This is a genomic window from Thermaerobacter sp. FW80 (assembly GCF_004634385.1).
GTDB lineage: Bacteria > Bacillota > Sulfobacillia > Thermaerobacterales > Thermaerobacteraceae > Thermaerobacter > Thermaerobacter composti.
Window position 1 is genome coordinate 1,431,445 of the sequence record NZ_CP037895.1, and the last position, 13,543, is coordinate 1,444,987.

General features: G+C 71.6%; 10 protein-coding genes. All 10 read left to right on the plus strand.

All coding sequences use genetic code 11. The features are described 5' to 3' along the window. Nucleotides 1-243 precede the first annotated feature (243 nt). The 10 genes from E1B22_RS06100 (at nt 244) to E1B22_RS06145 (ending at nt 13,447) form a co-directional block, all read left to right on the plus strand. Nucleotides 244-2,106 (plus strand): alkaline phosphatase family protein, encoded by a 1,863-nt coding sequence (locus E1B22_RS06100; RefSeq protein WP_243123790.1) that lies wholly within the window; start codon nt 244-246, stop codon nt 2,104-2,106. Between the two features lie 5 nt (nt 2,107-2,111). Next, complete coding sequence (locus E1B22_RS06105; protein WP_243123791.1) at nt 2,112-3,116, plus strand: glycosyltransferase family 2 protein; 1,005 nt, start codon at nt 2,112-2,114, stop codon at nt 3,114-3,116. Between the two features lie 47 nt (nt 3,117-3,163). Beyond that, nucleotides 3,164-3,976, plus strand: a complete 813-nt coding sequence (locus E1B22_RS06110; RefSeq protein WP_135224966.1) for a hypothetical protein — start codon at nt 3,164-3,166, stop codon at nt 3,974-3,976. 35 nt (nt 3,977-4,011) lie between these two features. After that, entirely contained in the window at nt 4,012-5,109 is a 1,098-nt protein-coding gene (locus E1B22_RS06115) for an iron ABC transporter substrate-binding protein (RefSeq protein ID WP_243123792.1), read from the plus strand. A gap of 295 nt (nt 5,110-5,404) precedes the next feature. Then, nucleotides 5,405-7,213, plus strand: a complete 1,809-nt coding sequence (locus E1B22_RS06120; RefSeq protein WP_243123793.1) for a hypothetical protein — start codon at nt 5,405-5,407, stop codon at nt 7,211-7,213. A 130-nt stretch (nt 7,214-7,343) separates the two neighbouring features. Further along, nucleotides 7,344-9,044, plus strand: coding sequence for an iron ABC transporter permease (locus tag E1B22_RS06125; RefSeq protein ID WP_135224967.1), 1,701 nt, complete (start codon nt 7,344-7,346; stop codon nt 9,042-9,044). Continuing rightward, a complete protein-coding gene (locus tag E1B22_RS06130) occupies nt 9,041-10,417 on the plus strand; it encodes an ABC transporter ATP-binding protein (protein ID WP_243123794.1) in 1,377 nt (458 codons plus the stop codon). Before E1B22_RS06125 ends, E1B22_RS06130 begins: the two co-directional genes overlap by 4 nt. After that, complete coding sequence (locus tag E1B22_RS06135; RefSeq protein WP_135224968.1) at nt 10,405-11,454, plus strand: SDR family NAD(P)-dependent oxidoreductase; 1,050 nt, start codon at nt 10,405-10,407, stop codon at nt 11,452-11,454. Before E1B22_RS06130 ends, E1B22_RS06135 begins: the two co-directional genes overlap by 13 nt. 167 nt (nt 11,455-11,621) lie before the next feature. Then, nucleotides 11,622-12,821 carry an AAA family ATPase gene (locus E1B22_RS06140; RefSeq protein WP_135224969.1) on the plus strand — a complete coding sequence of 400 codons (1,200 nt, stop codon included), beginning with the start codon at nt 11,622-11,624 and terminating at the stop codon, nt 12,819-12,821. 35 nt (nt 12,822-12,856) lie between these two features. Next, nucleotides 12,857-13,447, plus strand: a complete 591-nt coding sequence (locus E1B22_RS06145; protein WP_207669929.1) for a DUF4276 family protein — start codon at nt 12,857-12,859, stop codon at nt 13,445-13,447. The last annotated feature ends 96 nt before the right edge of the window (nt 13,448-13,543 follow it).

The window sequence follows — 13,543 nt, forward strand, 5'->3', positions numbered from 1 at the left end:
CTCCTCGACCCCTTCGCGTCGTCTACACCCGGGGAACCGGGTCTACGCCGCCTTGTGACCGCGGCCTCGCTGCGGTGACGTCGGCCGCGGTCGCGCCGCCGTGATCTCGACCCCCATCGCCCATCGACGAGAGCCGGAGGATGGCGGGACGCCACGGCTTGACGCCCGCAGCCGGGGCCGCTATACTGGCCGCGGAATCCCACGAATGACACTCATTCTCATTATTGGTTGGGAGGCGGCCCCGTGAAGGCGGCTTCGGCCTTCGAGGTCCTCGCGGCGCGGGCCTGGAACCTGCTGAACGAGGGGAAGAGCTTCTACCCGCTATTCAACCTGGGCCTGTTGGCGGTGCTGGTCGCCGTCGACCCCGCCTGGCGCCAGGGCGCCCTCATGGGGGGCGGCGCCGGACTGGGCCGGGCGCTGCTGGCCAGTCTCCCCCTGCTGCTGGCGTACGTCCGCTGGGACTTCCCCCTGCACCTGCGCTGGTTCCTCTGGCCACCCCTCCTCGCCTTCGGCGTCCTCTTCGGGTGGCCGTCCCTCGAGGCGGTGGGCCTGTCCGCCGGGCTGTACTTCTTCTTCACCGTCATCGTCTGGGGTACGGTCTACTACCACCTGCGGACGGGCACCACGCTGTGGAACTTCCTCCGCTTCTGGAAGCTGGTCCTGAAGAACGCCGACTCCACCAGCGGCAACGCGCAGGAGCAGCTGCCCAAGTCCTTCCTCACCCTGGCGGTGTGGCACCACCTGCTGGCAGGGGCGGCCTCGCCCATGGCGCCCACCGGCGGCGCCGCCGGTGCGGTGGCCGGGGCGGCGGCCGCGACCGCGGCAGCCGGTGGGGCCATGCCCGCCGCGGCCGGGGCAGGGGCCGGAGCGGGGCTGGTGGCTGAGGTGGGCGGCGGGCCGGCGGTGCTCCCCGTGTTCCTCTTCACCGTGGCCGTGGCCGTCTATGCGGCGGTGGTCCACCGCGTCGGCTTCAACTGGCGGCCGGCCGAGTACCCCGAGTACGCCGAGGCCCCGGCGCCGCTGCCCCGTCCGTCCCGGCGGGTGGTGGTCATCGTCATCGACGGTTGCCGCAAGGACAAGCTGGAGCAGGCCGAGACGCCCTTCCTCGACTGGCTGGCGGCGCGGGGGACCCGGTTCGACCGGATGGAGACGGTCTACCCCGCCCGGACGGTGGTCTGCTTCAGCTCGATGTTCACGGGCACCTACCCGCGGGAGCACGGCATCACCAGCAACCTGGTGCTGCGCCTGGGGGTGCGGGTCGAGAGCGTCTTCGACGTATTGGCGCGCCACGGCCGGAAGGGCGTCCTGCTGGGCATCGCCCACCTGATCGATGCCTTCGGCCATCACGTGCGGGCCATCACCAGCGTGCAGCACGGGGACGAGGTCGACGGCAACATCATGGCCGCGGCCCGGGAGATCCTCCAGCGGGACGACCCGGACCTGCTCGTCGTCCAGCTGATCGCCACCGACCAGACCGGCCATGCCCGGGGCGTCCACTACCCGGAGTACCTCGAGCGCATCCGCGAGGCCGACGCCCACATCGAGGCCTTCTTCGCCTGGATGCACCGCCACGGCTACACCCGGGACGCCACCTTCCTGATCTGCGCCGACCACGGCCAGGGCGACGGCATCGGCGGCCACGGCCACCTGGGGGAAGGGGAGCGGTGGGTGCCCTTCTTCCTGGTGGGTCGCAACATCGCCCGCGGACGGCGGGTGGAGGGACCCCACAGCATCGTCTCGGTGGCGGCGACGCTGATGCACCTCCTCGGCCTGCCCCTGCCCCAGCGGGCCCGCGGGCCGGTGCTGGAGGAGGCCCTGGATGCCGCCTCCCCGGACCTGGTGGCGGACCTGGATGCCTACTTCGCCGCTCGCTCCCCCGTCACAGCCGAGGGCAGCCGCCTCGCCCGGACCGGCGGGGCGGCAGGGCCGGCGGCGGAGGCGGCGACGGCGCCGGCGAACGCGGTGGGCGACGCCCCCAGCGGGCGGCCGACGGCCGTGGCCCAGGGGCGGGCGGCCGCCCCGACGGTGCCGACCTCCCCGGCACCGTCGGCGGTCGGGGGGCGGTCCCGGGGGCTTCGGCGGCAGGAAGGGGGAGCCGGGAGGTGAGCGCCATGGCCGCGACCCCCATGTCCGGCTCGCGGGCGACCCGGCACGGCCGCCGCAGGCGGGGCGACGGGTCGAAGCCGCCATCCCTCGGCCTCGCCGCCTGGACGCGACCCGTGGTCGTCGTCTTCCTTCCCGCCTTCAACGAGGCGGCGGCGATCGGTGACGTGATCCGGCGCATCCCGCGCCCGGCTCTGCCCGGTTGGCAGACGCTGGTGATGGTCCTGGACGACGGCTCCACCGACGGGACGGGGGACGTCGCCCGGGCGGCCGGGGCGGACCTGGTGGTGCGCCATCCCCGCAACCGCGGCCTCGGGTACACGGTGCGGCAGGGCTTGCGCTTGGCCTACCGGTTGGGCGCCGACGCCGCCGTCATGATCGACGCCGACGGCGAGTACCCGCCCGAGGCGATCCCCGCGGTGCTCGCCCCCATCGCCCGCGGGCAGGCCGACTACGTGCTCGGCTCCCGGTTCCGCGGCCGAATCCGCGGCATGCGCTGGTATCGGCGGTTGGGCAACTACGCCTTCACCCTGCTGCAGGCCCTGATCCTGCGCCGCTGGATCAGCGACGGCCAGACGGGGCTGCGGGCCTTCAGTCGGCCCGCGCTGCGGGCGTGCCGGATCGTCCACGACTACAACTACGCGCAGGTGATGAACCTCAACCTCCTGCGTCAGGGCTTCCGCCTGGCGGAGGTGCCCATCGCGTACCGGGTGCGGCAGACGGGGGAGTCGTTCATCCGCTTCCGCGATTACGTGCGGCGGGTGCTTCCGGCCATGTGGCGGGAGCTGACCCTGCCGGTGGACGGGCGGGCCGTCGGCCGCGTCCCGGAGCGACGGGCGGATTCCGGATCCCCGGGGCGGTGGGCGGTCGCCGGCCGGCCGCCGCGGCTGGTCGGTCCGGGCCGCGCCGCGCCCCGTGCCCGCGAGAGGGGCGGGTGCCGCCCCCTCTCCCGCGGGCCGACCCTTGACGTCGGCGGGCCCGTGCCTCGCGGCACCAATTGGGCCGCACCTTGATGGACATCACCGGGCCGGACGAACCGGCCCCCAGGGAGGGATGCTCCATGGCGATTCCAAGGACGGCCGTGTCGCCGGCGGAGGCCCTGCCGCCACCGGCCGGCGGCCGCCAAGACCTCTTCCGTGGGGAGGTGAGCGGGCGTCGGGAAGGCGTCCGCCGCCGGAGCCCTCGAGCCGTCCGACCACGGGGACGCCGGCTGGCGACCCTGGCGGTGCTGGTGCTCGCAGCCATGGCCCTGGCCGCGTGCGGCCGGGGCGAGGACCGGCCGGGCACCGTCTCCGTCGACCCGGAGAGCACCACCGTGTCGGTGTCCGGCACGGGCACCGGGACCGGGACGGGCACCGGCTCAGGGACCCACACCGGCAGTGGGTCCGGCACCCATAGCGGCAGCGCCTCGGGGACCCACACGGGGAGCGCCTCGGGCACCCACACCGGCAGCGCGACGGGCACCCACGCTGGCGCGGAGCCCGGCCACGTGGAGCCCAAGCCCGCCGGCGCGACCCAGGTCGACGTGACCCTGAAGGAATGGGCCATCGAGGTCGAACCGGCTCGGGTCAAGGCGGGCCAGGTCTACTTCCTGGTGACCAACGAGGGCCCGGAGCACCCCCACGAGCTGGTCGTCATCCGGACCGACCAGAAGCCGGAGGAGCTCCCGGTGGTGGAGGGCCGGGTGCCGGAAGACCGGGTGGAGATGGTCGGTGAGGTGGAGGCCTTCGCCGCGGGGACCCAGGCCTCGGGGCTGTTCGACCTCGAGCCCGGGCGGTACCTGTTGATCTGCAACATCGTCGAGGGCGAGGGCGACCACGCGGTCAGCCACTTCGAAGAGGGCATGGTGGCGGAGTTGACGGTGACCCCGTGAACCCTGGGACGAAGGGGATGAGGAGCTTGCAGTCCGTGGGGAGAGCGCCTCGACGGGCTGGGGGAGCCGGCGGGCCCGGTCGCTGGCGGCTGCGGTGGCGGCCAGGCCGGTGCCGGCCCCGCCGGGCCGTGGGGCTGGTCGCGCTGCTGGCGTTGGCCGGGTTCGTCCTGGCGGGATGCGGCGCATTGGGGGGCGGGGATCGCCCGCAGCTGGTGGTCTACTCCAGCCGCACCCAGAGCCTGGTGCACCCGCTGCTGGAGCAGTTCGCCCGGGAGACGGGCATCGACATCCGGGTCCGGTACGCCAGCACGGCCGAGCTGGTCAACGCGCTGCTGGAGGAGGGCGAGCGCAGCGCGGCCGACGTCCTCTACCTGTCCGACGCCGGCGGCTGGGGGCCCTTGCGGGAGGCGGGCCTGTTGGCCGAGCTGCCCCGGGACGTGCTGGAGAAGGTCGATCCGCGCTTCCGCTCGCCCGACGGCCAGTGGGTCGGCGTGTCGGGCCGGTCCAAGGTCATCGTCTACAACAAGGACCGGATCGACGAGCGCGAGCTGCCCGACTCGGTCATGGACCTGACCGACCCCAAGTGGAAGGGGCGCTTCGGCTGGGCGCCGACCCACGGGGAATGGCAGATCCTGGTGACCGCCATCCGCCTGACCGAGGGCGAGGAGGCCGCCCGGCAGTGGCTCGAGGCCATGAAGGCCAACGAGCCCAAGGAGTACCCGAACCTGATCAGCATCGTCCGCGCCGTGGCCGACGGCGAGGTGGACATCGGCGTGGCCAACCACTACTACGTCCCGCGCCTGATGGAGGAACTCGGCCCGGACTTCGCGGCCCGCAACCACTTCCTCAAGCACGGGGACCCCGGGGCGGTGATCGACGTCACGGGGCTGGCGATCCTCAAGGCCACGGACCAGCGGGAGGCGGCGGAGCGGTTCGTCCGATTCCTGCTGAGCGAGGAGGCCCAGCGCTACTTCACCCAGGAGACCAAGGAGTACCCGATGATCCCGGGCGTTCCGCTGCCCGAGGGCGTGCCGCCGCTGGAGGAGCTCGAGCCGCCGGCCATCGACCAGAGCGACCTGGGTCAGCTGCGGGAGACGCTGAACCTGCTGCGGGAGACCGGGGTGCTGCCCTGACCGGTGGCCGGGCGCCCGGGGGAGCGGGGCGCCGGACGGCACCCCGCCCCCCGGGGGACCCCAGCCCTTGGCCCGGTGACTCCGGTCGCCAGCGGGCACCGGCAGCGCAGCTCCTCGAGGCGCCGGGGGGCCCCAGCCCCTGGCCCGGGGACCCGGGGAAGGGGTCAAAGGGCGGGGAGCCAGGGACGGGAGCGGGGCGCGGTCAGGGGGCAGGGGCGGTCAGGGCCGAGTCCCCGAGGGGGGCGAGGCGAGGGCGGGGGCGGCACCGCCGGCCCCGTCGCCGGGAGGTGGCGAGGTGCGCCAGGCCATCTTCGGCAGTCGCAGCCTTGGGCCGAAGGCCGCCCGGCCAGGGCGGCGCCCGGCCGGCGCCGTGCCCGCGCCGCGCCGCGCGTCTGGGGAGGCGGACGTGGCGCGGCGGGCCGTGGGCCTGTTCCTCCCCCTCGCCGTGATCTACAGCCTGTCCGCGGGCCTGCGGGCCAGCCGCGGTGCCGCCATCACCGGCGACGAGCCCTTCTACCTCTTGACGACCCAGAGCCTGCTGGAGGACGGGGATCTGGACCTGCGCCAGCAGTATGCGCGCGCGTCCTACCGAAGCTTCTTCGACCACCCCGACGGCCTCTGGATGCAGTCGGTGCCCACGGCCGACGGCCGCATCCTCAGCCCCCACAACCCCGGCCTGTCGGTGCTGCTGATCCCGGGCTTCGCCCTCGCCGGGCTGCGGGGGGCCCAGTTCCAGCTGCAGCTGCTGGCTGCCCTGACCTTCGCCCTGGCGTACGTGTGGGTGGCGCGGCAGACCGGCGAGACGCGGTGGAGCGCCTGGGCGACGCTGGCCGTGGCCCTCAGCGCGACGCCCTTCGTCTATGCGACGGAGATCTACCCCGAGGTGCCGGCGGCGCTGGCGCTGGTGGCCGCCTTGCTGGTGCTGGCGCGGGACGAACGGGCCCCGGGCGCCCAGGCGGGATCCGGGGCGGGGGAGGAGGGCGGTCGGCCGACGGTGCCGCCGGGTGGCCCGCCCCCCTGGGCGCCTGCCGGGACGGGACGGGCGCCGGTGCCCCCGGGGTCGTGCGGCGGCGGATCCCGGCGGCTGGGGGGACGGATCGCGGCCATCGGCCGAGGGCAGCAGGCGCCCGGGCCCGGGGCCGGGCATCCGGGCGAGATCGGCCGGTGCGCGGTGCTGGCGCTGCTGCTGGCCGCCCTCTGCTGGCTCGGCATCAAGTACGCCCCGCTGGCGGCGGTGGTGGCGGCCGCCGCGGCCTGGCGGGCGGGTCGCCGCGGACGGTGGGCCCTGGGGCTGGCGGCCCTGGTCCTCGGCATCCCCTACGTGCTCTTCCACCTGCGGGTGTTCGGGGCCCTGACGCCGTACAGCGTCAACGTGGTCTACGCGGGCCAGTCGACCCCGGAGGTGTTGCAGGCGCACCTGACCGATCTCGCCAACCGGTTCTACCGCCTGTGGGGGTTGTTCGTGGACCGCCGCTTTGGGCTGGTCCGCTGGGCCCCGGTGCTGCTGCTCGCCCTGCCGGGATGGGTGATGGCGGCGCGGGATCGCGGCGGCGGTCGCCTGGCGCTGGCTCTCGCCCTCGTCCAGCACCTGGTGGCCACCTTCGTCGCCATCACCATGATGGGCTGGTGGTTTCCGGGCCGAACCCTGATGACGGTCCTGCCGCTGTACGCGCTGCCCATCACCCTGGTGCTCCAGCGGGCAGGCCGGCGGGCGCGGGGCGCCTTCGCCGTCCTGGCCGCCGTCTCGCTGGCGATCACCGCAGCCCTGGTGCGGTCGGTGGGGGCAGGGCAGGTGACGGTGGCCGTCGACCCCTTCGCCATGCCCGTGGCGTGGTTCGCTGCCATGGGACGGCTCTTCCCGGACTACCGGGCGTGGACGCCCACCACCACGGCCTTGACGGCCCTCTGGCTGGCGGTCTTCGCCGGGCTCGGCGCCTGGGGGTGGCGGCTGGTGCGCCGCGGGGATGCCGCGGTCCCGGCGGCTTCGCCGGTCCGCGGGGCGGCGGACCGGGCGGGGTGCGCCGCGGCTCTCCCCGCTGCGTCGGCCGGGGTCCACCGGCGGACGAACCCGGCCAAGGGCGGCGGGTGGCCGCCCGGGCGGTGACGGGTCTCGGGGCGCCCGTGGGCGGGCTCGTGCGGCGGGGCCCTCGAGGCGCGCCTTGTTGATGTTGATATGGAACATCTCTCTCAATCCGACGCAGGCCGTGCTACAGTGGACGCGAGGAGGCAAGCCGATGAGCTCGGCCACGGCGCGGTCGACACCGTCAGGACGAGGCGCATCCGTCGGCCCGTCGTTCCCGCTGCGGCCGGTGCGACCCGCCGCGGCGACGGGATCGGGCCGCGCCACCGCCATCGGGCCCGGCCGGGGGAGCCGGCCGCCCCTGGCCCTGGGGGCGGCCGCCGGCGCGGTGGCGCTCATGATGCTGCTCCCGGTGGGGTACCTGTTCCTCCGCACGGCGGGTGCGTGGGACCGGGTGGCGGAGCTGCTGCTCCGCCCGTCCACGTGGGCCATCGCCGGCCGCTCCCTGGGGCTGGTGGCGGCGGTCACCGCCACCGGCGTGCTGCTGGCGGTGCCGCTGGCGTGGCTGGTGACCCGGACCGACCTGCCGGGCCGGCGGTTCTGGGCGGTGGCCACGGTCCTCCCGCTGGCGATCCCGAGCTACGTCGGGAGCTTCCTCTACGTGGTGGCCGCCGGGCCCCACGGCCTGCTGCAGCGACTCCTGGCCCCCTGGGGCGTGGAGCGGCTGCCCGATCTGCACGGCTTCTGGGGCGCCTATCTGGTGATGACCCTGTTCACCTACCCGTACGTCCTGCTGCCGGTGCGGGCCGCGCTCCAGCGCCTGGACCCGGCCCTGGAGGAGGCGTCGTACAGCCTGGGACGCGGTCGGTGGGCCACCTTCCGCGCCGTGGTCCTGCCCCAGCTGCGTCCGGCGATCCTCGCCGGCGCCCGGCTGGTGGCCCTGTACACCCTGGCGGAATTCGGTGCCGTCGCCACGCTGCGCTACGAGACCTTCACCTGGGCGCTCTACGTCCAGTACCAGGTGGCCTTCGACCGGGAGGCCGCGGGCGGCATGGCCCTGGTGCTGGTGGCGGCGGCCATGGCCCTCCTGGGCATCGACGCCCTGCTGCGGGAGCGCTGGCGGTACCACCGCGACACCCCGGGGACGCCGCGCCCGCCGGCGCCGGTGCCGCTGGGCCCCTGGCGCCTGCCTGCCCTGGCCTTCTGTGGGCTGGTCGTGCTGCTCGCCCTGGGGGTGCCGCTGGCGGTGCTGGCCTACTGGGCGCTGCGCGGTGCCCTGGAGGGGGACTGGTGGGTGCTGCTGGGTCCGGCCACGTTCAATTCGCTGGCCGTGGCCGCGCTGGCGGCCGTGGTCACGGTGGCGGCGGCGCTGCCCGTTGCCGCCCTGGGCGCCCGGCATCCCGGACGCTGGAGCGGGCTCGTCGACCGCGTGGTCCACATCGGCTTCGCCATCCCGGGCATCGTCATCGCGCTGGCCCTGGTGTTCTTCGGCATCCGCTTCCTGGGGCCCCTGTACCAGACGGTGGCGATGCTGGTGGTCGCCTATGCGATGGTCTTCCTGCCCACGGCCCTGGGGCCGCTGCGGGCCTCGTGGCTCCAGGTGGACCCGAAGCTCGAGGAGGTCGCCCGCAGCCTGGGGCGGCGACCGTGGCAGGTGCTGACCACGGTGACCCTGCCCCTGGTGCGCCCCGGGATCCTGGCCGGGGCCGGGATGGTGTTCCTGGTCACCCTGAAGGAACTGCCCCTGACCCTGATCTTGAGCCCGCCAGGGTTCGACACCCTCGCCGCGTCGGTGTGGAACTCGATCAGCGAGGCCTACTTCGGCCAGGCGGCCGTCAAGTCCCTGCTGCTGGTGGCGGCCTCGGCCGCCTCCGTGGGGTTGATCCTCCGCCGGGAGGGGGAGTGGGAGCCGTGAAGGACGCCGATGCGCCGGTGATCCGCTGCCGCGGCCTGGTGAAGCGCTTCGGCGCGACGCAGGCCGTGGCCGGTCTCGACCTGGAGGTCTACCGCGGGGAGATCCTGGTCCTGGTGGGACCCAGCGGATGCGGCAAGACCACCACCCTGCGGCTCATCGCCGGCTTCGAGACGCCCGATGCGGGACGCATCGAGCTCGGGGGGCGGGTGGTCGCCGGCGAGGGGCGATTCGTGCCGCCGGAGGAGCGCCGGGTCGGCTTCGTGTTCCAGGAGTACGCCCTCTTCCCCCATCTGACGGTGGCGGAGAACATCGGGTACGGCTTGGCCCGGGGCCCCCAGCGGTCGAGGCGCGTCCGCGAGATGGTGGAGCTGGTGCGGCTGGAGGGCCTGGAGGACCGGTATCCCCACGAGCTCTCCGGCGGCCAGCAGCAGCGGGTGGCCCTGGCCCGCGCCCTGGCTCCCCGGCCGGAGATCCTGCTGCTGGACGAGCCTTTCTCCAACCTGGACGCCGACCTGCGCCAGCAGGTGCGGGAGGAGGTCCGCGAGATCCTGCGCCGCACCGGGATCACCGCGATCCTGGTGACCCACGACCGGCGGGAGGCCCTGAACCTGGGCGACCGGGTCGCCGTGATGGAGGCCGGTCGCATCGAGCAGGTGGGGACGCCGGAGGCCGTCTACTACCGACCCGCCACGCGCTTCGTCGCGGAGTTCATGGGCCCGGCCACCTTGCTCCCGGGGACGGTGGAACCGGGCGGCATCGCCACCGAGCTCGGCTTCTTCCGGCAGGCGGCGGCCCAGGCCCCGGGCGAGCCGGTGCAGGTGCTGGTCCGGCCCGACGACGTGCGCCTGCAGCCGCTGGACGACGGCACCGGCACGCCCGCGGGCCGCGACGCCACCGGCCCCGGCGGCGCCGCCGGGGTGGTCGTCGCGCGGGAGCGCCGCGACGGATACTACCACTACCGGGTGCGCCTCGACACCGGCACCGTGGTGAGCAGCGAGATGGTGCACGTGCACGACTTCCCCGTGGGGATGCGGGTTCGGGTCACGGTGACGGCCGGCCATCCCCTCCATTGCCTCCCCGCGACGGACGAACCGGCCCCGCCGCGCAGCCGGCCGGGGACGGTGCCGGCGACGGACGCGGTCGCTAACGGCGCCGACCGGATGCGCGGCGACTCGGGGGCACGGCGCGCCGGGGCGGGGCCTGGCCGAGGCCGGGATCCCGTCCCGGTGACGCCGCCCGTCCCGTCCGCGGACGGAGGCCGCGGGGCCGCAGGCCGGCGCGCCCTCGGCACGGGTGGCAGGGAGGGTGGCAGGGTGGCGGGCCCTTCACCGGCTGCCGCCGTCCACCGGGGGGATCGGGAATGCGGCTGCTGATCACAGGCGGCGCGGGGTTCATCGGCTCCCACCTGGCCGAGCGGGCCCTGGCCCACGGGGCCGAGGTGGTGATCCTGGACAACCTTGCCGCCAACTACGACCCGGCCCTCAAGCAAGCCAACGTCGAGCTGCTGCGCATGCGGGCCGCCAGGGCCGGGGCCGGGTTCCGGTTCGTCCGCGGCGACGTGCGCAACGGGGAGCTCCTCGATCGGCTCTTCGCCCGTCACCGCTTCACCCACGTGGCCCATCTGGCGGGCCTTCCGGGGGTGCGGCCCTCGCTGGCCGAGCCGCGGCGCTACCTGGAGGCCAACGTCGCGGGGACCGTGGCCGTCTTCGAGGCCATCCGGCGCCACGGAGCGGGGGTGGAGCGCGTCGTGGTGGCGTCGTCGTCCTCGGTGTACGGCGCCCAGCCCGGCCCCTGGCGGGAAGACCTGCCGCCGGCGCCGCTCTCGCCCTATGCGGCCTCCAAGGCGGCGGCGGAGCAGTTCGCGCGGACCTATCAGCGGATGCTCGGCATCGGCGTCACGTGCCTGCGGTACTTCACCGTCTACGGGCCGCGCCAGCGTCCGGACATGGCCATCGCGCGCTTCACGGCCCGCGCCCTGGCCGGCCAGCCCATCCCCGTATTCGGTGACGTCCACAGCCGGCGCGACTACACCGAGGTCGGCGACGCCGTCCGCGGCACCTGGGCCGCCCTGTGCGAACCCGGCGCGGACTTTCAGGTCTACAATCTAGGCAGCGGGCGGCCGGTGACCCTGAAGGAGCTCATCGACGCCCTGGGGCGGGTCCTGCATCGCCCGATCGCCCTGGACCTGCAGCCGCCGTCGCCTGGGGACGCCCCGGCCACCTGGGCCGACATCACCCGGGCGCGGCAGCGGCTGGGCTACCACCCGCGGACGGCGCTGGAGGAGGGGCTGCGCAGGTACGTCGGCTGGGTGCGGTGGCGCCTGCCGGTGGGCAGGGGAGAAGGAAGGCCCGGCGTCCGAGGGGGGCATCCCATCCTTCGGTGGAGGTTCCGATGGGGAAGCGATGGTTAGTCACGGTTGGCCTGCTGCGCGAAGGGCCCTGAGCGGTTTGGTGCATGCCTCAGGTCGCGCTGGACCATAATGTTCGGCGAGAATAGTAGATAGGTCGACGTCGTGAGCTGCACCAGCACACACCGCCGGGCATGCGGGCGGCCTACCGAAACGAAGAGGGTTGGGACATGCGCGATCAAGGCGCATTTATCCAGTCTGTAAAGATAAGGAATTACAAGAGTATTGCCTCCTGTGAAGTCAAACTTAGCCCTATTACGGTCCTGGTAGGCCCCAACGGGTCTGGGAAGAGCAACTTCTTGGATGCGCTACGATTCGTGGCCGACGCCCTACGAACGACACTTGAGCATGCCATTCGGGACCGTGGTGGGATCAACGAAGTTCGCAGGAGGTCCCATGGGCATCCGCATAACTTTGACATCGATTTGAGCATTAATCTGGCGGATGGAGCGAAAGCGAAATACGGGTTTCGCATAGGCTCTACTCGGGCCGCAGGGTATCAGGTACTCAACGAACGGTGTTTGATCTGGACAAAGGATTCGGGTAGCCATTATTACGAGGTTCAAAAGGGAACCGTCACCAAGGCTAGCTTTGGAAGCTCTGGGCCGGGTCAAATCGAGAGCGACCGCCTGTTCCTCACCCTTGCATCGGGGCTTTCAGCATTTCGGAGCCTATACGATTCTTTGTCGCATATGGGCTTTTACAACCTCAACCCGGATGTGATGAAAGATTTGCAGGAACCCGATCCGGGAGAATTGCTAGCCCGCGACGGACGGAACATCGCGAGCGTCATTAGGCGTTTGCAGGAAAACAACGCTGAAGTTGTGAACCGCATCATGGAGTATCTACAAGCTGTGGTTCCGGGAGTACGGTCGGTGGAGGTAGTCGATCTACAGCACAAACAAGCTCTCCGGTTCCGTCAGGCCGTTCGCGGTGCACGTGATCCTTGGTCCTTTGCAGCGGTCAATGTATCCGATGGCACGATGCGAGCCCTTGGAGTCTTGGTTGCGGCCTTTCAGACGCAGGCGGTTAACAAGTTTCCGGTTCCTCTTGTGGGAATTGAGGAGCCGGAGACCGCCATTCATCCTGGGGCTGCTGTCAAGTTGATGGATGCTCTTCTTGAGGCTTCGCGCCATACGCAGATTCTGATTACTACCCACAGTCCCGAACTCCTAGATCATCCTGAGATCAAAGACGACATGTTGCTGGCCGTTGAGGCCGAGAAGGGGCAAACGTTCATTGCACCGGTAGATGAAACTACCCGCCGCGCCATTCGTGAGCAGTTATATACCGCAGGTGAGTTGTTACGAATGGGGCAGCTCCAACCTGATTTATTTAACGGTAAAGTGATGAATCGGGACAAGGGATGAGTAGCAAATATGATGGTTGCGAAGGAAGGTCTGGTATGCGCCTCGCGAGCATCGTTGAAGGGCATGGTGAAGTCGACGCGCTGCCGGAATTAGTGCGGCGCATCGCTTATCACTTGGGGATTTTCGAATTGAATATTCTTCGGCCAATTCGAATTCATCGTAATCAATTTTTTGTGGGGTCGCCAGGGCTACAGCGCGCTGTACGCCTGGCGGCTTCCCGTGTTGGATCGAACGGCGCCATCTTGGTTCTCTTTGACGCGGACGACGACTGTCCGGCGGAGCTTGGACCTGCGCTCCGAGCAAGCCTTGAGCCTGTCGCCGCTGTGCCGATCGCTGTCGTTATGGCCAACCGTGAGTTTGAAGCCTGGTTCCTAGCCTCCATCGATTCACTACGTGGCTACCGTGGGTTACCTGAGAACGCGACACCCCCCGCTAACCCCGAAGCTGTACGTGGAGCGAAAGAAGTTCTCCGTAACCTTTTTGGACCTTCGCGGGATTATCGGGAGAGCGTTGACCAAGTGGCATTGGTGCACCGGATGGATCTATCCCTGGCACGCCAACGTAGTGATTCGTTCGACAAATTGTGGCGAGAAGTGCGGCGTCTGCTGCTTGGGGAACGTACCTAAATTCTTGGCGGACATGTTGTGGCTAACCGGGACGAAACACGTTCAATGAATTGCCGGTAAAAGGGGGCAGGATGTTATCCTGCCCCCTCTAGGATG